We start from the raw sequence: 24,613 nt of genomic DNA, 5'->3' as shown, positions 1-24,613 counted from the left end.
AAGGAAGCTTAAAGTGAAAACTTTTATAAAAAATATTTATTAGTTAATACTAAAAATGAAATAAGATTTTACTTTTAGCTATTTTTAGCTCTTTTTCACTTTAAATATTAAAATGATCTTTTACTAATAATAGAAGAAAGAAAGAGAAGGCTTAACTTTTAAAAAATGATGTAGAAGTTAAAATGTGGAGAATTAAGAAAGACTTAGCTTTTAAAAAGGTGTGCTTAGTGACTAAGCTATATTAAGTAAGAGTAAGCAAGCAACTTCAAGAGGGTGAAAAAACAAGCGATAGCGCAAGTTTCTTTGAAAAAGATTAACTAAAAACTAGGCTTGCTAAAAGACTTTTTGAGAAGTGCCTTTCTAGTTTTTAGCTTATTCTTAGTAGACTTTAGTACAAGTTAATAAAATAACTAGTATAATGAAAACCAAGATCTTGTAAATCTTTTTCATTAGGCATCACCTCCTTCCTTTTTTGGAACGAGATATACACCTAAGAGGCACCACCCTCTTAGGGCAACCTCTACTTCAATTATAACAAATCAATATTTTTACTTTTATGGATTCTTTTTATGAGTTTTTATACTTGCTTAATCGCGCCTGCTGTGCTTTTAGCGTAGTGACAATGTAGAGATTACTTCATCTTCATGATGCCGCCTTTTATAGAGACATATAAGATTATGACTAAGATGATAGGTGAGATATAGCGTACTAAAAAGTACCATATCTCAAATAAGACGCCATGCAAAGAGTTGCTAGCATAGAGTTTAAGTGTCTCTTTTTTGATGACCCAGCCTACAAATATAACAACAGCTAGTCCACCAAGGATTAATATAACATCTGAGGTTAGGAAAATAAAACATTAGCATCAAAACTAAATATTAATAAACTCTACTTTTTAATCCTAAGAGTACGTTACTTTTAAGCCTATTTTAAATTTAATAAATATTTTTTTAAAACGTCATGACCTGTCGCAACATTTTATTAGATTCTTTTTATCACAACCACCAAAGGAGACAAAGATGACAGAGTTAATAAAAGTCACACTAGCAGCAGTAGGCGGTTTCTTTTTGTACAAATACACTAGAAAGTATTTAGAGAATAAAGATAAATATGATGGTATAAAAGACTTCATCACTAGAGATATTTTAGAAAAAGATTAGCAGCAAACAAGCGACATTTAAAACCTACAAGGATACAATGAGTTAGCACAAGTAAAAAGGAGGCTCCATGCCAACTTCGCATGACAAGATAGCCATGAGACTAGCCCAAATCATAACTAAGCTAAACGACGGCGAGGAGCTAGATCTAAAAGACCTAGCAAGGGAGTTTAATGTAAGCATTAGAACTATCCAAAGAGATTTTAATGATAGGCTTACTTCTTTGCCACTTGATAAAACTAGTGGAATCTACAAGCTAGAAGAGCACTCTCTTGGAAAGCTAAGCTATAAAGACATAAAAAACTTTGCAGCAGTAAGCGGAATCTTAAATCTCTACCCACAGCTAAGCAATGAGTTTATAAGTAGCCTATTAAACAAAGGGGCAAATACGCCCTATAAGATTAATATCAACACTTATGAAGAGCTACAAGCAAGGGATAAAGACTTTGAAAAGCTAAATGACGCTATATTAAATCACAACGTTATAACCTTTACTTACAGCGATAAAAAAAGAGAGTTAAATCCCTATAAGCTTATCAACAACAACGGCATCTGGTATCTAGCAGGGACTGAAGAAGAAGATTTGAAGATGTATGCCTTTAGCAAGATACAAAAACTTAAAGTACTAAACAAAACCTTTAGTTCTAAAGAAGAGCTTGTACAAAAGATAGAGACTAATAATGCCAACTGGTTTGCGCAAAAAGTTACAGAAGTTACATTAGAGATAAAAAAGCCCTTAATTGAGTTTTTCTTAAGGCGAAAGATCTTGCCTAATCAAAAGATAGTAAAACAAAGCGAAGAAAAGCTAGTGCTTTCTACTAATGTCGCTTATGAAGAAGAGATGCTTGGAGTGGTAAAGCGTGGCATCCCTCATATCAAGATTCTAAAACCCAAAGACTTAAATGATAAGCTAAAAGCATTACTAAAAGCATACATACAAAATATATAAACTAAAAATGAGCACTCCATGATAAAACCACTATCCTATCTTAGATGTTGTTTTAGATATTTTTACACCTAAAAAACCTAAAATATAACTACTTATAAAACTCTAAAGGTTATCTATTAAAATGCAAAATCTACTTATACTTTTTAACCCCTACTACCAAAAAGATGTTATAGACATACATCTAAAAGTGCTTCTAGAAAGAGGTCAAGTAGCCTTTGGCAAGATAAGATCAAAACTAAGAGATAAAGAAAACCCCTTTGATGACAAGCTAACAGAAATCTATAAAGGTGTGAGTGAGACTAACTACTTGCAACTTTTTTTAACTGACTATGCAAATATCTATGTTGCCAAAGTTGTGGCGATAGACAAAATAAAGCATGCTAAGATAACCCCTGCTTACTATGATGAAAAGAGCTTAGAGGTTGAAGACTGGTTTATCATAAAAGACTTAAGAGAGCTTGTCTATAACGACTTTGTGCAAACTAGAGATGTGTTTTTAGCAAACTTCACCACTCCAAACCATGGAGGTCATACCTATGCTGTCTATGGTAATAGCTATGTTTATCCTTTAATAGTAGATATGAAAAGTGAAATCAACTACTTTGATAACGAAGATTCTAACTTTCGCTATTTTCCTAATATGTATAAGTCAGCTAAGTTTTTAGAGATAAAACAAAATCTAATAGATTATAGTTTTGGAGAAAGATATATACATCTGCTGCATCCAGATTCTATAAGTAATATAGTCTCAGCCGAGATAGAGTTTCAAGACAACAAAGATGACAATACTTATGACTTTAATAGCATAGTTATAAAGTACTCTAAGACTATGGAGCAAGAGCTTTACTTGTTTGCAAAAGTGATGTTTAACTTTTTAACTAACTTAGAGCCTAGTCTTAAAAGTATAGACTACAAGGTTCAAAGTGAGCATTTTACCCTGCCTGATTTGCAGTTTAGCAAGCCAAACCTTGGCACTTACTCCTTCTTATTTAAAAACACAAATATAAAAGATGCCATAAATAATCACCTATCTAAAAAGGTCACTCTTTTTATATATATAAAACTTATAGGTTTTATAAACGTGCTAAAAGGTGTGAGAAATGAAAGTGTACACGCCAAGTCAGCCAACAAAGAGCAAGCAGAGCTTTTACGAAACAAGATCATAGGTGTAGCTGAAGAAAGCATGTTAATAGAGCTAACAAAGATAAGGGTTAATGAGCTAAAAGGCATAAAGCAAGCAGCCTCATAAGATCTTATGCTTAGCAACTCTTTATCTACCTCAGAAAAGCTTTAAGATGGGATTTAGAAATTTTTACTTAAAGCATTAGTATTTATCACACCAACTCGTACTCAAAGATAGTCTTGTAGAGAAACTTGGCAAAGCACTCATGGAATCAAAGCTTCAAAAGAGTGGCTAGATACTCTCATAAAGCCTTACTTAAAAGATAAGCTAATACCTCTTCTAACTAAAGTATGCCTAAGACTTTAGGGATACTTATATGAGGTTATAAAAAGCTTCTTGTTTTGGAGGCGCAAGTAAGCGACATAACCTGTCATTACGTAAGATTATAATCCTTCCAGTAGTTAAAACTTGAAAAAGGTACTAAAATATTCGCACACCTAGGAAGTCACCTTAAGGGCTTTAAGAAAGGAGATAGGTTGTTTTACAAAGCTTGTTTATATAACCTTTTTGATAATAACTCCTATTTCTTATATCACACAAGAAGTCCTACAAAAGTAGGTATCACACCACTAAAACATCACAACAAAACATTTAAAGGACTAGCCTAATGACAAACAACATAGCACAAGAACCACAAAAGATTTACAGCAGGCTTCAAGACGAAATAGATCGTATAATAGATTCCATAAAGCCAAAAGGGGATGATGAGCTTGCTAAGCTTGGCAAGGGTATACTAGATGAAATAAGTGCATTTAAAGAGCTTAAATTAGATAAAGAAGTAGCCCTTTTAGAGAAAAATGCAAACTGGGATACGTTTACGCTTGCTTTTTACGGCGAGACTAACGCAGGAAAGTCAACTTTAATAGAAGCTCTTAGAATCTACTTTAAAGAAGCAACCAAAGTTCAAAGTGAGCAAAAGTTTAAGGAAGCACAAAAGCAAAAACTAGAGGTAGAAGCTAAGTCTGCTAGCTTGCATGAAGAAATCAAAAAGCTAAGTGATGCTAAAAGCGAGCATGTAAATAATCTTAGTGAGATAGATTCTAAAGTCCAAGCCTTAGATAAAGATATAAAAGATATTCAAGATGCACTTGAGGGCTTAAACACAAACTTAGTCTTATTGACAAAAACCAAAGATGAACTAAACTCTAAGATTAAATCAACTAAAGATAAAAAAGATAGCCTAGAAAAAGAAATGCAAGAGGCCACAAAAAAGCTAGATGAGACAACTTTAAAAAAGACTGATTTTGAAGCCAGATTACAACTTATAAGTAGGAGGCTAGAAGAGTTAAAAAACGCTAGTGCCTTAGTTAGATTTTTCAAGCTTTTCTCAAAGTTAAAACTAAGCCTGAAAAAACTTACTTTAGAATCTAGCCTAGTGAGCTTAGAAAAACTTTTAAATAAAATAACTTTAAAGATAAAGTTAGATAAGTCTGCACTAGAAGCCATGTTTACTGACTGTGAAAATCAAACAAAGACCCTAAAAGAACTAACAGATAAACAAGATAGCTATGAAACAGAGCTTAGCAATACTAGCAGTAAGCTAAAAGAGCTACAAGAAAAACTAAGTAAGTATGATGGTATAAGAGATGAAGAAACAGCCAAGCTTAAAGAATATGAGGTAAGGATAAAAGAAATAGAATCTAACTTAAAAGAATCTGAAGAAAAGATAGAAAGCTTTCTTACTGTTATGAAAGAGCACAGAGATGGCCTTATCATAGGAGATGGAAGAAGTGACTTTACAAGAGAGGTTAGTAAGTATGAGTTTGCTTATCAAGATAAGCGCTTTGCTATCTTAGATGTGCCCGGTATCGAGGGCAATGAAATCTTAGTTCAAGACGCTATAAATAACGCAGTAGCACAAGCGCATGCTGTATTTTACATAACAAGAGAGCCAAGACCACCACAAAAAGGTGATGGCAAAAGTATGGGTACTATAGAAAAGATAAAAAGACAGCTTGGCGCACAAAGCGAAGTGTACGCCCTTTATAACAAGCCAGTTACAAGCCTTCACGCCTTACCTGAGCATGGACTAATAAACAAGGACGAAGAAGAAGGTCTAAAGGACTTAGATTCTAAGCTTGGGGCTGAAAGTGAACTAGGCTCTAAGCACTATAGGGGGCATAAAGCTTTATCAGCGAGACTTCCTTTCCTTGCTTTAGGTAAGTGTTTTATAGAAGGCAAAAAAGATGGCAAGGACCAAAAGAAGTTTTTAAGTGCACTAGATTCTAAAGAGCTTTTGGCAAAATCCCAGTTTTTAGACTTTGCTAGCTTTTTGACTAATGATCTAGTGGTTAACACTAAAGAAAAGATTTTACTTTCACACTTAAACAAGGCTAAAGAAGTCTTAACTAGCTTTGAAAAGATTATAGAGTGTTCATTAAAAGAGAAAGTAGAAAAGTACATTGATATAAATAAAAATAGCATACAAACTACTATAAGAAATATAAACACTAGTTCAAACACTACAGAGCAATCTATTAGAAGTGATATTGAAAGTAAAATAGATGAGATTATGCAGATAACAAGAAAAGGAATGTATGACTACATTGATAATAATGGTGGTAAGGCATTAGATAATGATAAATTTAAATTAGAACTTGAGATGAGACTAGAAAGAGTTCCTAATCTGATGGAAGGTAGTATAGGTAAAATAATTAAGATTAATATAGAAAAACTAAAAGAGAAGACAAAAAAATACCTTGAAGATCTAGGAAGAAGACTTGATAATACTGAAAAAGCCATTGTTAGCTTTAGTGTTAGTATGGATAAGGGGATTCATATAGAAGTTGAAACTCCAAGCTCTTTTAGTATCAGTAGTTTGTTTAGTGCAGGTGGTGGATTAGTTGGTATAGGAGCTGGGATATGGGGAGCTATAGCCATAGCTACAGCTACAGGACCTATAGGTTGGTTAATATTAGGGATGGCTGGGGCTGTAGCTGGTATCGTAGCTGGGGCTATGGGATTATTTAGTGCTGCTATGGAATTCTTTAGTGACAGCAAGAAAAAAAGCAATCAAAAAAAGAAGACAGATAAGGCTATTCATGACTTTCATGGAGCAATAAAAAAGAGTTTAGATAGCCTCTATAAAGAGGTATCTGAGAAATTAGACGAGGGCACAAAGGCCATCATAGATGAACTAGAAGGCCTTATTAAAGATATGGATGATATGAAAACTAAACTGCTAGAAGCAAAAAATAACTTAAAGCTAATAGCTAATGAGATCTAAACTAAGGAGATAGCAATGGATAACAGCACAGTAAAAGAGTTTGAAAAAAGCAAAGAAACCACACTAAAACTTTTAGAAAAGCTTAAAGTTTTTTTGGATGTAGGCAAGGATGCTGGGGTTGATATAGACCCTAGTTTAAACAAAAAGCTAGAAGATGCTATAAACAAGATTGGCACTACTAAGTTAAAGGTAGCTTTAATAGGAGGCTTTTCAGAAGGTAAGACCTCTATAGCAGCAGGCTGGCTAGGTAAGATAGAAGCTAATATGAACATAAGTCAGCAAGAATCTTCAAACGCAGTAGTTGAGTACAACATAGATGACAAAATAGATCTAGTAGATACTCCGGGGCTTTTTGGCTTTAAAGAAAAAAATATAGGAGCTGAAAAAGAAGAAGCTTATAAAGATATAACTAGAAAGTATATAAGTGAAGCCCACTTAGTGCTTTATGTCATGAACTCTGTAAACCCTATAAAAGAAAGCCATAAAGATGAACTAAACTGGCTTTTTAGAACGCTTAATCTACTTCCAAGGACAGTATTTATCTTAAGTAAGTTTGATGAAGTAGCAGACCCAGCAGATGAAGAAGACTACAAAGAAGTTTTTAAGATAAAAAAAGACAATGTTATAGGAAGGTTAAAAGACTTAATAAGGCTAGATTCTAAAGAAGAAGGTGAACTTTCTATAGTCGCTTTGTCTGCTAACCCTTATGGCAAGGGCACTGCTTACTGGCTTTCTCATATGGAAGAGTATAAAAAACTCTCTTACATAGATGAGCTTCAAAAAGATACTACAGAAAAGATAAGGCTTAATGGTGGGGCAAGTGCTATCGCAGATGAGGTTAAAAAAACTATCATTAGTGATATCTTAACAAAACAACTACCACTGGCAAAAAAAGCAACCCTAGAGCTACAACCTCAACTAAAGATGCTTAATGATTCTTTAAAAAGTAATGATACACAGCTTAAAGAGATAGAAAGGGATGTAGAGCAAGCTATTATAGATTTACAAAAATTTGTACAACACTATTTCACTGATCTAATATTGCAGCTAAATGGCACTGATATACAGTCTTTTGAAGAGTTTTTTCAAAGAGAAATAGGCAAGGATGGTATAAATATAGAAACTACAATACAAATAAAATATAAAGAAAGACTAAGAGTTATAGGGGATGAACTAATGGTTTTAAAAAATAGTGTTGATGGAGATGTTAAGGCTTATGATTCTACTATGCTTATGCTTGCAAAAGATGGTGTTAACTATCTTTCAAAGTCTGGCATGATAACTAGTAAAAGCATACTTGCAGCTAGGGACTTTTTAGGTATAAGCTTTAAGTTTAAGCCTTGGGGGGCTGTCAAACTTGCTAATGGCTTGGGTGCGGCACTAGGCTTTGTCAGCTTAGCTATGGAAGGGTTAAACTTGTATCTTGATAAAAAATCTCAAGATGACTTTGAAAAAGCCAAAAGTAAGCTAAAAGAAGACTTAGAATCTAGCAAGGAAGAATTACTCAAGAACTTAGGTAATAAAAAGCAATTTGATGAACACTTCCCAGACCTTATAAGTATTAAGGAGACAATAAGGGAGCTTAAAAATGCTTTAGATGAAAAAAATGCACATAGTGTTGGCTTAGATAAATGGCTTAAAGAAGGTGAGGCAATAGAAGCTGAGTTTGAAGAGATAAGCCATATAGAGTATAAGCCTTAGTTTTTATATAAGGTTTTTACCTTAGTGCTTTATATAATCTCTTAAAAAATAAAGCTTGATGTAAAGATAGGTGAAAGTAAGCTAACGTAGGAAGATGTAGTATCTCTTACTGCTTGCTTAATACCACTTTTTTGTGATACCACGCAAGGGCTGAGAATGTGCTTTATATGAAAGCTAGAATCTTTTAAAAATAACTGCCTAAAGAAACAATACACAACCAACTTGAAGTTAATAAAGACTATTATGCGTCTTTATTAACTTCAAGCTTTTTAAGCTATCATCTTCATGATACCGCCTTTTATAGAGACATATAAGATTATAACTAAGATGATAGGTGAGATATAGCGTACTAAAAAGTACCATATCTCAAATAAGACACCATGCAAAGAGTTACTAGCATAGAGTTTAAGTGTCTCTTTTTTGATGACCCAGCCTACAAATATAACAACAGCTAGCCCACCAAGGATTAATATAACATCTGAGGTTAGGAAGTCTAGCCAGTCCCAGAAAGTTAGATTTAAAAACTTAAAGCCAGTGGTATCACTATAGATGACTAGGGTTCCTACAACTGCTACTATTAGCGAAAGTAGTAAAGTAGACTTAGTGCGAGTTAGCTTAACTTTTTTAGTTTTAGTAACATCAACTAGGTACATAACCCCGGGCTCTAAAAGAGATATAGTAGAAGTGATACCTGCAAAGCCAAGTGTTAGGAAAAATAAAAAAGAGATTATCTTCCCTGTAAAGCCCATACTATGAAAGACTAAAGGTAAGGTTTTAAACACAAGACCTGGACCTGAAAACTCTATACCTTCTTTGCTGTGGGCTGCAGTGTATTGAAACACAACTGTAAATATCATAATGCCCGCCATAAGCGCTATACAAACACCAGCTATAGATATAAAAACTGAGCTTTTAAAAAGGTTTTGCTTCTTTGGACTAGAAGCAGCATAAGCTATGATTATCCCTATACCTATTGAAAGTGAGAAAAAGATCTGACTTACTACGTCTACAAAAGTCTTAGCAGTGATGGCTTCAGGCTTAAACTCAAAAAGATACTTCAGTGCAGTTGTAAAGTAAGGTGAAGTCGCAGAGTAGATGACAAGACCTATGAAGATGATAAAAAGTAAAGGCATAAGCACAAAGTTAAGTTTTTCTATACCGCTTTCAACACCCTTATAGATGATAAAGCCAGTGATGATAACTATCACATAAAAACATACTAGCTGCCAGCCCCAAGGATCACCTAAGAGATTATTAAAAATTTCTAAGCTTTCTGTTGCATTAGATGGTAAAGTCCAGCTAATACCTAGCATGTAGTATAAAACCCAGCCTAAAACAACGCAGTAAAAACACAAGATGCCTATACCGCCAAAGAGTGAAAAGCCTGCTAAGTACCACTTTTTGCTTTTTGTTGTATCTAACTCGCGGTAAGATTCTACAGGATCTTTTCTAGCCGCATTTCCTATTATCATCTCTGCCATTAGGATGCTTATACCTATGGTTAGGATTAGTACTATAAAAATTATGATAAAGGCACCGCCTCCATTGTCTGCTACCATATATGGAAAACGCCAGATTTGTCCTAATCCTATAGAGCTGCCAAGTGCAGCCAATAAAAATCCTAACTTGCTAAATCCACCCACAATCAACTTCCTTTTAAAACGTAATATTTTTCATTTTAGCCAAAAAGTAACAAAAATAGTTAGTCCTATCTAAGCAAAAAGGAGAAAAATTATCAAAAGCATGCTTTGTTTTTATCAAAAGTCCTTTATATAAAAAGCTTTTTTTAGATATAGAATCTAACTAAGAAACCCTTACTAAAAGTATCTTAAACATCCATCTCAAGCATTTTAGTGTAGTAGTCATAAGCAACTACTGCTACTGCATTTGAAAGATTTAAGCAGCGACAGTTTTTGTGCATTGGAATAGTTGCTAGATTAGAACTTAGATAGCTTTTATAAAAAGCTTCTTCAAAGCCCTTATCTTCGGCACCAAAGTGAAGATAGACATCCTTGCTAGCTTTTTTTACATCTAAGTAGCTTTCTTTGTAGTAAGGCTTAGTTACTTTAGAGCTAAGTGCCATGTGAAAGCACTCTTTTAAGGGTAGGTTTAAAAAAGATTCTAAGTTTTCGTGCACTTCTAGTTTTAATATATCCCAGTAATCAAGACCAGAACGCTTAACCCTAGCATCACTTATATCAAAGCCTAAGGGTTTTACTAGGTGTAATGTGGCGTCTAAAGCTATACTTAGCCTTGCTATGTTGCCAGTATTAGGTGGAATCTGAGGTGAGTGAAGGACTATATGTAAGCTCAAAGTTTAAGCCTTTGGTAATATACAAGCTTTATCTATAAGTCCATCTATGCCATTTTCTAAACAGCTTTGAATATCTTGCCTTAAAGTATCTTTAGTGCTTAATAAAAGCACTTTCATATCTAATACATACTTTTCTACTAGACCTTGCACTTCACTAGCTGTATATAAGCTATCACAAAGCACGTACTCACAGCCTAGATTTAGATGGGCTACTATCTCACTTAAGTAGTTTGTAAAGCTACTTTTGGAATCAAGATATAGGCTAAAAGGGATGGAGTTATCCCTGCAGTAGCGTGCTAAAAAGCAGTCTTTAGGTAAAAGTAAGGCTATGGCTTTGGAGTTTAGAGAATCTTCATCTAAACAAACTTTAAAGCTAAGGCTATCAGTTTCTAAGAATCCAAACATCAACATCTTGCTATCTCCTAATCTTTTTTAGCTTTTATTTTTCAGCTTTTTGCGACAGTCGCTACAAAGCACCTTATCCCCAACCCTTTTAGTCTCTTTCTCACTTACATAAGTAGAACACAAATCACACTCTACCATCTTAGTAGAATCATCTTTTTTAGCAGGAGTGTGACTAGAAGCAGCAGATATAACTTTTGAAAACTTTTTAACTATATAGATGACTACTATCACCACTACTATAAAAACTAAGATTTTTATCATATCTTCTCCTAAAAAGACTTACTAAAGTAAACATAAGTAAAGTCGCATTTTTTCATAATAAACTTAACTAATAAGTCCTTATCTATAAGTGTGCTTTCTTCAAAACTACTAGACTTATAAAGTAAGTAGTTTGTGGTTTTTGTGGCTATGTGGGCACTTAGGTCTAAGATAAGGTCTAGGTCTCCTACAGCGCGCGATGTGATTAGGTCTATGTTTTTAAACTCACACTCTTGTATGCGTTTTTGATAGATAGAGATGTTATCTAGTCCAAGTTTTAACTTGACATAGTTCAAAAAGCTAGCCCTTTTAAGTCTAGGCTCTACAAGGTAGAAGTGGCTTTTTGGGAAGACTATACTTAAAGGAAGGGCTGGTAGTCCAGCACCTGTGCCTATGTCTAGGCAGGTTTTAAAAGGTGCTAGCTTATGTCTTGGATAGATGCTTGCTAGGACTTGTCTTTTTAAGTCTTGTAAGTTTAGCTTGCCACTTAGGTTATGGATCTCATTCCACTCTAAAAGTAGCTTTATGTAGCTTAGCAGCTTCATAGTATAAGCATCCCATCACCATAAGAGTAAAACTTATACTCTTTAGACTTTGCTAACTCATAAAGCTCTAGTGTCTTTTCTAGGCCAATCATTGAAGCTACTAGCATTATAAGGCTTGATTTAGGAAGGTGGAAGTTAGTTAGTAAGGCTTTGGCTTTTTTTGGTGGATTAAGCGGATGTAAGAAGATATCACACTCTCCTTGTTCTAGCTTGTAGTCACAACCATGTAAAAACTCTAAAGTCCTTAGGGCTGTAGTGCCTATACAGGCTATCTTAGTGCTATCTTTTAGCTTTTGTAAGTTTTGTCTATCTATAAAAAAAGATTCTGTATGAATCTTATGCTCTAAGATATTTTCTACTTGGACTGGTTGAAAAGTGCCAGCACCTACATGGAGTGTTAAAAAAAGATACTCATAGTGCTTTTTTAAATAAGTAAGCATGGAATCTGAAAAGTGCAAGCTTGCAGTTGGCGCTGCTACTGAGCCAAGATTTCTTGCAAACACACTTTGATAATCTAGCAAATCCTTAGCACTAGCCTCCCTTTTTATATAAGGGGGAAGAGGGATAACTCCTATGTCTTCTAAGAGACTTAAAACACTTGCTAACTCTAGTGCTTTGCCTTCTTTTATAAACTCCACTTCTCTAAATCCAGAATCTAAAAGCTTTAAGATTTTTACATCTAGCCCTTCTTTTATATTGATTAAATCATCTTCTTTTACCTTGCCTTTAATTTGCACTAAAAAGGCTTGCTTGCTTTTTTCTGAATGGATCTCTTTGTGGAAAAAGATCTCATATTTTTTTTGATTTTTAAAGCCAAAAAAACGTGCTTTGATGACTTTAGTGTCATTCATAACTATAAGATAGTCTTTTGGTAGAAAGTCAAAAAGGTGTTTAAAAGTAGTGTGAGTTATCTTATCTTTAGCCCTCTCATAGACTAGAAGCTTGGAATCTTCTTTATTTGTAGGTGGGTTTAGGGCTATAAAACTTGGATCTAGTCTAAAGTCATAAGAGCTTAAGTCTAAAGGACTAGCCTTGCTATTTGTGTCCACTTACTTTTTGCCTTTAGACTTTTTGTGAGACTTAGACTTGCTTGTATCTTCTTGCTTATCTTCTTTTGTCTCATCTTCATTTACTTTATCTTGTGCCTCATCTTTTTCTTCATCTTCTTCGTCTTCTTTTGGTAACTTTGAAGCTGGGTTTACCATAAGGGCTATAAAGTAAGAAAAGCCATATAAAAGAAGCATAGGCACAGCTAAAAGAAGTTGTGAAAAGACATCTGGGGGTGTGATAACTGCCGCTACTATAAAGATAACTACTATGGCATATCTAAAGTAGTGCTTCACAGTTTTATCAGTTATAAGTCCAACTTTAGCTAGAAAGTAAGCAAGCACAGGCAGCTCAAAGCCTATGCCAAAGGCTAGGATAAAGCGCGTAAAAAAGGTCACATACTCACTACTTGAGATATTAGCATCTGCCATGTCATTACCAAAGGCTAAGACGTATTTGATAATAAAAGGAAAAACTACATAGTAAGAAAAAATCACGCCTAAAACAAACATGATAGACCCAAAAGTCACAAAAGGAAGTACTAGCTTTTTTTCATGCTTATAAAGTCCGGGTGCTACAAAAAGCCATAGTTGCCAAAAGATGATAGGTATAGATATAACTAAGGCTGCAAAAAAGCTTACTTTTATCCCTACAAATATAAGCTCAGCAGGGGCTATTTGTATAAGTTTTCCGTGCACGCCTGAAGCAAAGGCAGCAGCTATTGGTGCTTTTACCCACTCAAATATATGCTTCCAAAAAGTAAAGCATATAACAAAGGCAACAACCAGCGTTAGGGCTGATATCATAAGCCTTTTTCTTAAGTCTTGTATGTGGGGCTTTAAGTCTTCAAACATGCGTGTATTACCTTTAAGTGGCTTTGGGTTTTATTTAGCACTTTTTTCTATTTTCTTTTGTAGTTTTTTTTGGCGTCTGGCTTGCTTGCCTTCTAGCTCTATGTCATTAGTTTTAAACTTGGCTTGTTTAGCTCTAAGCTCTAGCTTTCTAGCGTCTTCTTCTAGCTTGGCTTGGCGTCTTTTCTCTCTTTCTTCTTTCGAGATAGGCTCTTTTTTTACTGCCACTTTTTTTTCTGGCTTTAATGCTTTTGTGTTTCCAACTTGGAGAGTGCCAGCTTGGGCTGCTGCTATATCAGTATGTATATTATTAACTTCACCTACACTTAAGTCATTATTTAGCTGATTTAAAACTAAAGATTCATTTAGCCCACTTTTATCTATGGCTCTATCTACCTCTTTAGAAGCACTTTTTACTTTAGAGACTGTTCTAGTATTAGAAGTTGCTAAGTCTTCTAACTCATCTAAGCTAGCTTCATCTTTAGACTTTTTAGAATCTAACCCACTAGCACTTTCTTTTATGTCTTCTACTTGCTCGTTTAGAATCTTTTTAGGATTGTAGTCAGCAAACATAGTATCTATGTTCCCATACTCTTGCATGATAGGATTAACCGTCTTTTTTTCTATGCTTTGTACTTGTTGCTCAAACTTTTCTTTATACTCAAGAGCCTCTTTTTTTAACTCTGATATATTTAACTCTTTATCAATAGTGTCTTTTGCACCATCTATAGTCTTCTTAACAGCTTTGATAAACTTTGCTATATCTACTATAGCTTTAGGGAGTTTATCAGGACCTAAGAAGATAATTGCTACTACAACTATTAGTAAAATCTCACCAAAGCCAAAACCAAACAATGATTTCTCCTATTAATGCTGATTGGAAGAGTGGGTATCTAGTATACCTTTAACTTCATTTACTGCATCTCTTGAAGTTGAGAAGTATATCTCAACCCTGTTATTTGCATTTCTATTTACATCGCTATTATTTGGAAGTATAGGATGGTACTTGCCATATGAAGTATAAGATAGTTGCCTTGGGCTAACACCTTCAGATATTAAATACTCCATAACATTATAAGCTCTTTTGCTAGCAAGTTCATAATGATTACTAAAAGTCTTTAATGGTGCATCATCTGTATAACCTCTTATGTTGATTTGCACTTCTTTTGGAAACTTTGCTATTAAACTACCTAAAAGTTTTAATTCTGTTTGTCTATCTTTATCTATTAGCTTAGCACTATCTGGCATAAATAATATATCACTTGGTAGTCTTAAGACAACTCCTTTTTCCATCTGCTCTAAAAGACCACCATCTTGGATGAGGTTGCTTAGCTGGGTTATAGAGACATAGTTTACAGAAGTGTTTAGCTTATCTGTTTTTGTGACGCGATTAGAATCTGTTCTATTAGTTACGTGGCCTGAGCTTTGAGGAGTGATGATAACTGGCTGAGCGCTTTCTGGTTTTGGCGCAAAGTCAAAGATCTTTATAAACTCAGTTTTTAAAGCTTTTACTTTTTCTGTATTGGTAGCAGATATCGCATAAAGGGCTATAAATAAAGCCAAAAGCAAAGACAAAAAGTCAGCATAGGGCACTGCCCACTTCTCGCCCATAGGGCATTCAGTCTTTTTTTGTCTTCTAGCCATCTATGTCTCCTTATTTAATTAGTCAAACTGAGATATTTTAGGTTCATTAGGACTTAGATAGCCTAGCAGTCTTGCTTCTAGGTTTCTTGGGTTGTCTCCATTAGCTATACCTATGACTGCTTCTAAGATAACTCTTTTTTCTTTTATGATGTCATGAGATTTAGCTTTTAGCTTGCTTCCCCAAGGGCCAAAGAGGGCATAAGAGCCAACTATACCTGTAACTGTCGCAGTAAAAGCTGAGGCAATCCCTGCTGCCATCTCAGCTGGATTATCTAAAAGCTGTAATGCTAACATAAGACCCATAACAGCACCTACTAGACCAAAGGTTGGGCAAGATTCTCCCATTAGCGCCCAGTAGTGAGAAGCACCATGATAGTAGTCTTCTATTTGCTCGATTTGCACTTCCATGTCTTCTCTAACGTCTTTTGCTTCCCTGCCATCTATTATCATAGACATAGCCTGTCTTGAAAAGTCATCTTCTAGTTGGGCTACTCTTGCTTCTAGGGTTAAAAGACCATTTTTCCTTGCCTCTGTGCTAAACTCAACCATCTGCCTAATGGTTGCATTAATATTAACTTTTGGATTTACAAAAATTATCTTTAACTCTTTAAATGCTGCTTTTACATATCTCATATGAGTAGCTGTCATGGCAGAAAAGGCTGCAGTTGGTATAACTATGAGAACAGAGCTTAGATGCAGGATATGTATAGGATTCCCACCTTCTAAGATGTCTCCTACAGAGAGACTAACTAGTGCTAAAACTATACCAATGATAGTAGATAGATCCATAACGACGCCTTATATTAGTAAGATTTTATTTTATTAATAAAGCTTGAAGGTAAGTTCAAGCTTAACTCTTTAAGCAGGATAGTCTTTTAACTCTTTTATGCCGTGCTTTCCGCAGACCCTACATTCACTATCTTTTTTTACCTCTACTCTTCTAAACTCCATGGTTTTTAAATCAGCAGTTAGTAAAGTATTAAGTAATAAATCGCCAACTCCTAGAAAATATTTTATAGCCTCACTTGCTTGCACACAGCCTAGAAGTCCGGGTACTACACCAAAAAGACCTGCTTTAAAGTAGCTATTTAACTCAACTGGAGGAGGAGCATCAAAGGCACAAGCAAAGCAAGCACTTTCTCCGGGCAAGATAGTCATAGCCTGCCCTCTATACTTTAAAACTCCTGCGTGGCTTAGAGGTTTTTTAGCTAAAAACGCAGCATCATTTATCAAAAACTTACCTGCGAAGTTATCGGTTGCATCGATTATAAAGTCATACTTACTAAAAAGCTCTAAGGCATTTTTAGAATCTAGTTTTACTTGATAGGTATCTACTTTTACTTCCGGGTTAAGGGCGTTCATCTTTGCTTTTGCAGATTCTACTTTTGGGACATCTATATCAGCAGTTCTATGTATGACTTGCCTTTGAAGATTGCTAATATCAACTTTATCAAAGTCTAAAACCCCTATGTTGCCAATGCCAGCAGCAGTAAGATAAAGCAGGACTGGTGAGCCTAGACCCCCAGCACCTATAACTAAGACCTTAGCTGCTTGTAGCTTTTCTTGACCTTCAACTCCTACATCTTCTAGCATAAGATGTCTTAGATATCTTTGTTTTTGCTCTTCATTTAACGCCATAAATCTTCCTCCCTACATTCTACTTAGCCAGATATCTACACTAGGATGTTCTTCTTTTATACTAGTGCTTTCTCCATGACCCGGATAGACTTTGCCATCTTGCTTTAAGCTTTGGAATCTTTGTAAGGATTCTTTCATATCTTTGGCGTTAGAAAAATCAAAGTCATATCTTCCTATACTTCTTTTGAATATAAAATCCCCACTAAAAAACTCTCCATCTATCTCTATCATAGAGCAGCCCGGAGTGTGTCCTGGGAAGTGGTGAAAGTTAACTTTTACTCCATTGATAGTAAGAGAAGAGATTCCTTTTTTGCCCTCTATTAAGACATCTGGTTTACAAGGAGTAAGGCCAAGATTAAAGTTATCATTTTCTAGCATGAAGGCATCTTCTTTAGGGCAGTAGACTTTTATATCTTTGCCCATCTTTTTAAAGCCTTCTTTTATTAAGTGCAAATCCCATATATGATCAAAGTGTCCATGCGTTATAAGCACTGCATCTGCGTCTTTAGCATTTTCTAAAACCCACTTAGCAGAATCTTCTCCGGGGTCTATTATAAAAGTAGTGCCATTAGTTTTAACTATATAGCAGTTAGTCTCACATCTTCCAAAAGCTTGCCTTAAGATCTCCATAGTTTAAAAACTCCTTATTGTTTCAAATTGGATTCTAACACATTAATTTTTGTATCGCTTAGCTAAATCTGAAAGATATTTGCAACCTTGTGCACTCCCTAGCTGGCAAGCCTTGGTGTATAAATCAAGTGCTTTGCTTAGATCTTGCACTCCTGCTTGTCCACTTTCATAGATAACCCCAGCGTTTAGGCAAGAGTTAGCTACGTTACTACTGCAAGCTAGGTCATAAAGCTTTGAAGCGTTTTCATAGCTTTGCCCAACGCCTTTACCAAAGTAGTAGCTATTAGCAAGATAAAAGCAAGATTCCATAAAACCACCTTGACAAGCTTTGTAAAAAAGCATAGTTGCTGTGGTTTCATTAGCCTGCAAGCCAAGATTCCCATTTTGATAGCTAAGTGCTAGGTTATTACAAGCTTCATAATTACCAAGATTACAAGCTTTAAGATAGCCTTCATAGCCTTCATTCATAGCATAGGGGGCTTGAAGTCTGTTTGGCTCATAACTTTTTGGAGTGTAGCTTCTTTGAGTGTAGGGATTTTGAGTTTGGGTGCTATAAGGTGCTTGGTTACTAAAACTCCCTTGTAGGTTTTGTTGAAAATTTTGCATATTTTGCATATTTTGGTTGTTTTGGAAGCTTTGAGTGTTTTGAGTGCTTCCATAGTTTTGGTTGTTATAAAAATTTTGACTATTTTGAAAGTTAGGATTGTAGCCAAAGGCATCTTTTTGTTCTTTTTGCCTTAGTGCTGCTAGCTTTTTTTGCTCCTTTTCTATCCTCTTGCTTTCTTTTGCTAGCTCTTTTTCTTTGGCTTTGGCTTGTTTTTCATTGCCACCTTGGCTTTGAAACTCAGCTGCTAAGTTATTACAAGCCTCAGCTATACCGCCATTACAAGCTTTTTGGTAGTAACTTAGCATCTTTGCTTCATCCCTAGCTATACCATGTTGCCCACTAAAAAAGATTCCAGCACTAAAGCAAGCCGTATTATCCCCACCAGAACAAAGGGCATCAAACATGCCAAGGGCTATAGAAACTTTGCCTTCTTTATAAGTATCATAAGCATCTTGATAAGTTAATGGATAAGCAACCCCTATAGCAATCATAATAGCCAAAATAAGCTTCATAAATATCCTTAAATACTAGTTAGTTAATTATAATAGCAATTTTAAGTCCATAGCTTTGATATACATCGACAAAAAGGAATAGTTTGCATCTATCTTTACGCTCTATTTGTTTTAGTGCTTTTATAGCCTTATTTTTCATAGCCTGCGATATGCACTCAGCTTATATAAATAATGCCTATGATGCCAATAACTTTCAAAACACTTATAAAAAAACCCTAGCTGCACAAAGCGATAAAACTAATGCCTTACTTTGGACTATGCAAGAAGGCTACTTGGACTTTGCTTGGGGTGGTGGATTCTACAGTATACCTACGCTTGATAGGGCAGAGGGTTTATTTAATGAGAGGGTGAAAAGTGGCCTTTTAGTTGGCGCTTTAGAAAACGTAGGTGCAACTTTAAGTAATGACTTAGCTATACCTTATACAGGCTACTTCTTTGAAGGCTCCTTGCTTAATCTCTATAAAGCCTTAGCTTTTGTGCAAGTAGGGGACTATGCTGATGCTAGGGTTGAGTTTAATAGGGCTAATGATAGGCAAAGGATGGCAAGTGACTACTACGCTAAAGAGATAAGAAAAGCTCAGCTTAAACAACTAAAAGATGCGGATAAAGAAGCAAGTAAGAATGGAGAGACAAGTGTTGTAGCACCTAGCACTAGAGATAAAGAGATAGTAGGTATCATAAATAAAAACTATAGTAATATCTTTGGCTTTGAGGTTTATAAAAATCTTATAAATCCTAGCGTGTCTTACCTCTCAGGACTTTTTTTCTTACAAGTAGGTGACTACTCTAAGTCTATAGACTTGCTAAAAGAAGCCTATGGGATAACAAAGGCTAAGACTATCTTAGATGATATGCAGCTTTTAGAAGATAGAAGGCTTGGGAAAGATAGCAGTCACTACACTTGGATAGTTATAGATGATGGTGATATAGTTAGGAAGGCTAGTCTTTCAATACGGCCTCTTTTGTTTACCCCAACTGGCCTTGTAGGAGTAAGCTTTGTTTTGCCAAGTATGAAGGGCAAAGATGGTAAAGATGCTTTCTTGCACTATAAAGTAGATTCCAAAAACATAGAAGTGATAACTAATCTAAGCTCACTTTTTATAAGTGAGTTTAAAAAGCAGCTTCCTTTAATCATAACAAGGGCTATGATTAGTACTATCTCAAAGCTTGCTATCTCTCAAAGTATGACCATAGTTGGTAATAATCAAAGCATCCCTCTTTTAAGCATAGCAGGCACTATCTCAACCTTAGCCTTCCAAGCTAGCAGCACTGCTGATACTAGATCAAGTACTTTTTTACCTAATAGGACTTTAGTGGCCAGGATTAAAAATAGTGACTTTAATGCTTCTGATGCAAATATCACAGGAGATGGAAGGTTGCTTTTAAAGCTTCACTTTTCTAGTATGGAAGACTGCACTCCTAGCTACTTTTTTGCCTCCACAACTAAAGATAGACCTCTAACTTTAGATGAAGCTTTTAAAAACTTTAAAGCACTAAAGCAAAAAGAAAGAAGCAAGATACTCCTAAACAACTTTAAAGCTAAAAAAAGCGATACTTTAACTCTTTGTTCCAAGTCTGATAATATAGTCTATATAAGGGCTAAAAATAACATTACAAACCACTTCATCATAAAAGGAAAATAAACAATGAAAAAACTACTCTACATAGCACTTTTTGCCCTCTTTCTAGTAGGCTGTAGCAACCAAGTGACCTACTTAAATAATGCAGATTCTAGTGAGCTTACAAGTGTAGGCATAGACTTTCATGACATAGAAAGCACAGCTAGAAAAAGTGTGCAAAACCTACTTGATAGTAGCTATGTGCAAAACCTAGATGGTAAGCCTAAGATTTTAGCTATATCAGATGTGGTTAATGACACTATGCAAAGGGTTGATACACAAGAGCTTACTTTAAAGATAGCTAGGGCTATGAGAAATACTGGTAAGTTTCAGCTAACTTCAGCCATAAGCGGAAGTGGTGGGATGACTGATGATATGATAAAAAGATCTAGAGGGCTAAGACAAGATAAAGAGGTTAATCAAAAAACTACCATAGAAGAAGGCAACCTAATAGCACCTGAGCTTTCTTTGTCAGGTAAGATAGTGCAAAAAAATACAGCAGTTGGTAAAAAGCAAAGGATAGACTACTCTTTTATACTAGTGCTAACTGATCTTAAAACTGGTCTTGTAGTGTGGGATGATGATAGTCATATCATCAAAGTTACAGGTAATAAGAACGTTGCTTGGTAGAAGGTGTAAAGCTTTTAGATTCTATCTTTAAAGAAAAGATGCACTTAACTTAAGCTAGCAAAGCTAGCTTTATCTTAGGTAGTCAACTAGTGAGAGTTGATTAACCCTGTTAGTAGCGGCTAGGACTGCATTGTAGTTGTTAGATAGGTTGCTAAAGTCATTATAAGTTTTAGCTATATCAGCACCTATAGTTTCGCCTTTTATCGCACTTACTTGGGTTTTTACCATCTCTTGTCTTTGTATGGCAGATTCAAAGCTTTTTGAGTGGGCACCGTTTTTGGCTATTATCTTTTCTACGTGGTCACTTAGGTGGTCAATTAATGCGATAGAGTTTTGTATGCCTCTATTTTCTAAGTCATCTGAGTAGTTTGACTTATTAAGCGAGCCTGCTCTATAGATACCTTTTTTAACAGCTTCTATAGCCTCATCTAGCCCTTTGAAAAAGTTGATTTTTGGGTCATCTATAGTCAATGCAGAGTTTGCATTAAGCCTTAGCATGGCAGAGTTTGCCTTTCTTGCTTTTTCGCTAAAGTCGTTTTCATCGCTGTCTGAGATATTAAAACGCATCCTTGTAGTTGAGCGTGATAAGTCTTTTATGTGCATCTTTCCATCAGTATCTAGACTTACTTCTATGTTCCTAGCAGAGTCTTTAAGCAAGTTTTCATAAGCTACTTTATTAGCTTGGGTTGGCCTAGAAGTTATCTCTGCGTTTTGTAAGTCTTGCGGGCTAAGGTTGGAGTAGTTTAAAGCTATACTCATAGCATCCATTAGTTGTCTGTAAGTTATATCATTAGCCTTAGTTACAGTTACTGCTGGCGGGGCATCTTTTGGATTAAAAAGAGGTATGAGTAATGGAGCGCCCCTATCTCTAGCGTCTTCTCCTTCTTTAGCAGGTAACTCTAAAAAAGTGCCTTGGTCACTAAAGTGCAAACTAGCATTGACTCTAACTCCATTATGATCATGAAGTAGCATGTTGTAAGTTTTGCCATTTAGCGAGCCAGTAGTCACATCTACAAGTTTAGAATCTTCAGTGGCAAGCTTTGAAGTGCCGGCTATATTTTGTGCTATGTTTGCATCTAGTGAGCTTCCATTAAGCCTAAAGCCACCTTCTACGTAGCTTGCACCAAGTGGAGGAGAAAAGCCAGCTACTTGCTTCATATTTTTATCTAGAGATTCCATCTCTACACTTAGGCCATGTTCTCCATCAAATGGACCTTGCACGCTATCTTTTGTAGAGCTTTTTACATTTTTATCAAAGATATTTATAGTGCCTTCATCTATCTCTACTTCTACTTTACCACCAAAGTATTTTTGTATCTCATCAGTTAGGTCACCAACTGTAGCACCTTTTACATCAACTATCAAAGGGGCTTTTTTCTCCCCACCTAAAGGGGCAGGGTTTATCTTGCCATCATCTGTGTTTGGAGAAGTGCCAGTTATCTTTATATATCTTGTATCACTTGATACTACATCTGCTAGCTTAGTTAGACGCCCGGGCATGGAGTTATCTTTGTTTATAAAGACATTAGGTAGGCTTACTAGACGGTTATCATATTTACTATTTACACCTTTTAGTATGCCTAGAGTGTGGGTTGGAGTGATATTTTGCATGCTGTAGACTTTTATATTAGCCCCTAGCTTTTCTAAATTATCTACATTATCTACATCTTTATTACTTGAGATCATGTGAAAGTCTAGGCTAGAGCTGCCATTTTGCAAGTCTTTTATCTCTATCTCCCCCCAAGCATTAAGCTTTACTTCCACGGCTTGAGAAAGGTTGGTATTACCAAAGGCTTTGCCTATCCTATCTAGCAAGTCTCTTACTTTAGTGGCTGAAGTTTTGTTGTTATAGTCTAAATCAAGCCCAAACTTTTCTTTAAAAGCACTCCCATCACTTCTTACGCCTCTTATATAAAAGTACTCTTTGCCATTATTAGTAGTATTAGTATCCTTGTCTCCTATTAGATCTCTTAAAGCATCACCTTCTTTTATAAAAACTTCTTTAGGCTCAGCTGTTTGATTATCAGAATCCATAGTTGCAGGATGCAAAAGTCTTTGATTAAAAAGCGGCATATTAGTAGTTATCTTTCTAGCTTTATCATCATCTGAGCTTAAAAAGAGATCTTGACCAGTTATATTAAAAGGGACTTCGTTTTTTGAGCCAAGCAGGGCTTTTAACTCTTGATTATTCCCCCTATAAGTGCCATCATCATCAAAAGGCCTTTCATCTACCTTACTTCCACCAAAGATAAACTCACCACCTATAGAGGTATTAGCCACATTTATAATGTGGTTTCTTATGCTTTGTAAGTCATTAGCCAAGGCTTGCCTTGAAGTAGGAGTATGGACTTCATTAGCTGCATATAAAAGCTTAGTTTTAAAGTCATCCATAGACTTTGAGATATCACTAAGGGCTTGGTCTGTGTTAAGAGTGGCTGTGTGGGCACTTTTTGCTACGTCTATGTTTTGACCTAGCGTTGTTTCATCATACTGGAGTTTAAGATTTTGATTAAATATGCTTGAATCTTGATAGGGCTGTTGGATCTTAAGACCTGAAGCTATCTTTGCATTAGTATCACTTAGCTTTTGTGCGAGCGTGCTTTGATTGTTTGCCATTTGATTGTACTTAGTGCCAAATGTTACTCTCATCTGCTTAGACCTTGCCTTATAGTTAGTGTGTGCCTATGACTTTTAAAGATTAAAGAAAGCAAAATACGTTCCTTAGTAAGGATTTGCTTTTGTGTGCTATGCAAGCTTTAAAGTTTTAACATCTCACTTATATCGTCACTTAAAAGCTTGAAGTTAAAAGCATTTTACTATTAAGTCTAGCTTGCAGTCTTATTTTTGCTTTTATTTTTTAAATATACTTGTGTTTTAGCTTGTAATTAATATTATAAATCTAGCTTCTTTTGAGATAAAATTAATTCTTCATTTAAGACTTAGGATAGGCATGAATTACATAGATATAATCGTTTTAATCATCATCATACTGCTTTCTTTGCGTGGTTTTATAAATGGCTTTATATATGAAATACTTAGTATAGTAGGACTAGTGCTTGGAGCCTATCTTGGCGCAACTTATGGCAAAGATGTCGGAATCTTATTTGACAAACACGCCTTGCACTTTACTTCAGCCTTTGTAGTTAACGCCATAGGCTTTGCCATAGTTTTTTTAGTCGTTTGGATAGTTTGTCTTTTTATAGGCATATTTATATCGCGTTTTACTCTAGTCCCAAGCCTTAGTTTTTTAAATAAGATTCTGGGCTTTTTGTTTGGACTAGTTAAAAACTTTGTCATCCTTTCTCTTATAGTCTTTGGTATCTCTTATACGCCATTTTTCATGAACTTTGCCAAGAAGGCCGAGAAAAACTCTGCTACTTTTGAGTTGATGATACAAACTGGAGGCGGGATACTGCGTCATGCGTGGCTTTTAGATGAGATAAAAAAAGTAGACCTTAAAAATGCTAAAAACTTACAAGATTCCATAAACTCCACTACAAAAGCTATACAGCATAAGCTTAATAAAACAGTACAAGACCTAGGTGACCACAGTAAAGATGCTATTGATAGCACTGTAAATCACAACCTAGATGAAGTCATAGATAAAGTAAAAGATAAGGTTGAAAATCCTAACTCTACTTTAATGAACACTAATACAGAGCCAAACACACAAGATAAATAACTAAATTAAAGGAAG

21 protein-coding genes and 1 pseudogene are annotated in these 24,613 nt (G+C 35.3%); 8 read left to right on the top strand and 14 right to left on the bottom strand.

What is annotated here, in order from left to right:
• Window positions 1-1,019 precede the first annotated feature (1,019 nt).
• The 5 genes from BKH40_RS08700 to BKH40_RS03430 all read left to right on the top strand — a co-directional run bounded on the left by BKH40_RS08700 (window position 1,020) and on the right by BKH40_RS03430 (window position 8,216).
• Window positions 1,020-1,160 (top strand): hypothetical protein, encoded by a 141-nt coding sequence (locus BKH40_RS08700; protein ID WP_180675094.1) that lies wholly within the window; start codon window positions 1,020-1,022, stop codon window positions 1,158-1,160.
• A gap of 67 nt (window positions 1,161-1,227) precedes the next feature.
• Window positions 1,228-2,106 carry a WYL domain-containing protein gene (locus tag BKH40_RS03445; protein WP_095276982.1) on the top strand — a complete coding sequence of 293 codons (879 nt, stop codon included), beginning with the start codon at window positions 1,228-1,230 and terminating at the stop codon, window positions 2,104-2,106.
• A 121-nt stretch (window positions 2,107-2,227) separates the two neighbouring features.
• Window positions 2,228-3,355, top strand: coding sequence for an HP0729 family protein (locus BKH40_RS03440; RefSeq protein ID WP_095276980.1), 1,128 nt, complete (start codon window positions 2,228-2,230; stop codon window positions 3,353-3,355).
• Between the two features lie 541 nt (window positions 3,356-3,896).
• Window positions 3,897-6,515 carry a hypothetical protein gene (locus BKH40_RS03435; RefSeq protein ID WP_095276979.1) on the top strand — a complete coding sequence of 873 codons (2,619 nt, stop codon included), beginning with the start codon at window positions 3,897-3,899 and terminating at the stop codon, window positions 6,513-6,515.
• Between the two features lie 15 nt (window positions 6,516-6,530).
• On the top strand, window positions 6,531-8,216 hold the full coding sequence (locus BKH40_RS03430) for a LeoA/HP0731 family dynamin-like GTPase (protein WP_095276977.1): 1,686 nt from the start codon (window positions 6,531-6,533) through the stop codon (window positions 8,214-8,216).
• Between the two features lie 269 nt (window positions 8,217-8,485).
• Here BKH40_RS03430 and BKH40_RS03425 read toward each other — a convergent pair whose 3' ends face one another.
• From BKH40_RS03425 to BKH40_RS03365, 13 genes and pseudogenes are all read right to left on the bottom strand, one after another.
• Window positions 8,486-9,859, bottom strand: a complete 1,374-nt coding sequence (locus tag BKH40_RS03425) for a sodium-dependent transporter (RefSeq protein ID WP_143428451.1) — start codon at window positions 9,857-9,859, stop codon at window positions 8,486-8,488.
• A gap of 185 nt (window positions 9,860-10,044) precedes the next feature.
• Entirely contained in the window at window positions 10,045-10,530 is a 486-nt protein-coding gene (locus BKH40_RS03420) for a tRNA (cytidine(34)-2'-O)-methyltransferase (protein ID WP_095276973.1), read from the bottom strand.
• Between the two features lie 3 nt (window positions 10,531-10,533).
• Entirely contained in the window at window positions 10,534-10,941 is a 408-nt protein-coding gene (locus BKH40_RS03415) for a hypothetical protein (protein ID WP_095276971.1), read from the bottom strand.
• Window positions 10,942-10,962: 21 nt separating this feature from the next.
• On the bottom strand, window positions 10,963-11,196 hold the full coding sequence (locus tag BKH40_RS03410) for a PP0621 family protein (RefSeq protein ID WP_095276969.1): 234 nt from the start codon (window positions 11,194-11,196) through the stop codon (window positions 10,963-10,965).
• Between the two features lie 8 nt (window positions 11,197-11,204).
• A complete protein-coding gene (rsmG, locus tag BKH40_RS03405; RefSeq protein ID WP_095276967.1) occupies window positions 11,205-11,738 on the bottom strand; it encodes a 16S rRNA (guanine(527)-N(7))-methyltransferase RsmG in 534 nt (177 codons plus the stop codon).
• Complete coding sequence (queA, locus tag BKH40_RS03400) at window positions 11,735-12,787, bottom strand: tRNA preQ1(34) S-adenosylmethionine ribosyltransferase-isomerase QueA (protein ID WP_095276965.1); 1,053 nt, start codon at window positions 12,785-12,787, stop codon at window positions 11,735-11,737. The genes rsmG and queA overlap by 4 nt, the downstream gene beginning before the upstream one ends.
• Window positions 12,788-13,639 (bottom strand): twin-arginine translocase subunit TatC, encoded by an 852-nt coding sequence (gene tatC / locus BKH40_RS03395; protein ID WP_095276963.1) that lies wholly within the window; start codon window positions 13,637-13,639, stop codon window positions 12,788-12,790.
• A gap of 618 nt (window positions 13,640-14,257) precedes the next feature.
• Window positions 14,258-14,491 (bottom strand): annotated as a pseudogene (tatB, locus tag BKH40_RS08945) (Sec-independent protein translocase protein TatB); the annotation flags it as partial.
• A gap of 12 nt (window positions 14,492-14,503) precedes the next feature.
• Window positions 14,504-15,280, bottom strand: a complete 777-nt coding sequence (gene motB, locus BKH40_RS03385) for a flagellar motor protein MotB (RefSeq protein ID WP_095276959.1) — start codon at window positions 15,278-15,280, stop codon at window positions 14,504-14,506.
• An 18-nt stretch (window positions 15,281-15,298) separates the two neighbouring features.
• Window positions 15,299-16,069, bottom strand: coding sequence for a flagellar motor stator protein MotA (gene motA, locus BKH40_RS03380; protein WP_095276957.1), 771 nt, complete (start codon window positions 16,067-16,069; stop codon window positions 15,299-15,301).
• Window positions 16,070-16,138: 69 nt separating this feature from the next.
• A complete protein-coding gene (locus BKH40_RS03375) occupies window positions 16,139-16,918 on the bottom strand; it encodes a HesA/MoeB/ThiF family protein (RefSeq protein WP_095276956.1) in 780 nt (259 codons plus the stop codon).
• 12 nt (window positions 16,919-16,930) lie between these two features.
• Window positions 16,931-17,548 carry an MBL fold metallo-hydrolase gene (locus BKH40_RS03370; protein ID WP_095276954.1) on the bottom strand — a complete coding sequence of 206 codons (618 nt, stop codon included), beginning with the start codon at window positions 17,546-17,548 and terminating at the stop codon, window positions 16,931-16,933.
• Window positions 17,549-17,590: 42 nt separating this feature from the next.
• Window positions 17,591-18,667, bottom strand: coding sequence for an SEL1-like repeat protein (locus tag BKH40_RS03365; RefSeq protein WP_095276953.1), 1,077 nt, complete (start codon window positions 18,665-18,667; stop codon window positions 17,591-17,593).
• Window positions 18,668-18,750: 83 nt separating this feature from the next.
• Between BKH40_RS03365 and BKH40_RS03360 the strand changes: the two genes are divergently transcribed.
• Together BKH40_RS03360 and lpoB are read left to right on the top strand one after the other, a co-directional pair.
• Complete coding sequence (locus BKH40_RS03360; protein ID WP_095276951.1) at window positions 18,751-20,310, top strand: hypothetical protein; 1,560 nt, start codon at window positions 18,751-18,753, stop codon at window positions 20,308-20,310.
• 3 nt (window positions 20,311-20,313) lie between these two features.
• Complete coding sequence (gene lpoB, locus BKH40_RS03355; protein WP_095276949.1) at window positions 20,314-20,916, top strand: penicillin-binding protein activator LpoB; 603 nt, start codon at window positions 20,314-20,316, stop codon at window positions 20,914-20,916.
• A 69-nt stretch (window positions 20,917-20,985) separates the two neighbouring features.
• Here lpoB and flgL read toward each other — a convergent pair whose 3' ends face one another.
• Window positions 20,986-23,565 (bottom strand): flagellar hook-associated protein FlgL, encoded by a 2,580-nt coding sequence (gene flgL / locus BKH40_RS03350; RefSeq protein ID WP_095276947.1) that lies wholly within the window; start codon window positions 23,563-23,565, stop codon window positions 20,986-20,988.
• A gap of 301 nt (window positions 23,566-23,866) precedes the next feature.
• Here flgL and BKH40_RS03345 point away from each other — a divergent pair, with 301 nt between their 5' ends.
• A complete protein-coding gene (locus tag BKH40_RS03345) occupies window positions 23,867-24,598 on the top strand; it encodes a CvpA family protein (protein WP_095276946.1) in 732 nt (243 codons plus the stop codon).
• Window positions 24,599-24,613 lie beyond the last annotated feature (15 nt).

The organism is Helicobacter sp. 11S02629-2 (assembly GCF_002272875.1).
In the GTDB taxonomy this organism is placed as follows: Bacteria; Campylobacterota; Campylobacteria; order Campylobacterales; family Helicobacteraceae; genus Helicobacter_I.
This window is presented reverse-complemented; position numbering and strand designations above follow the sequence as displayed.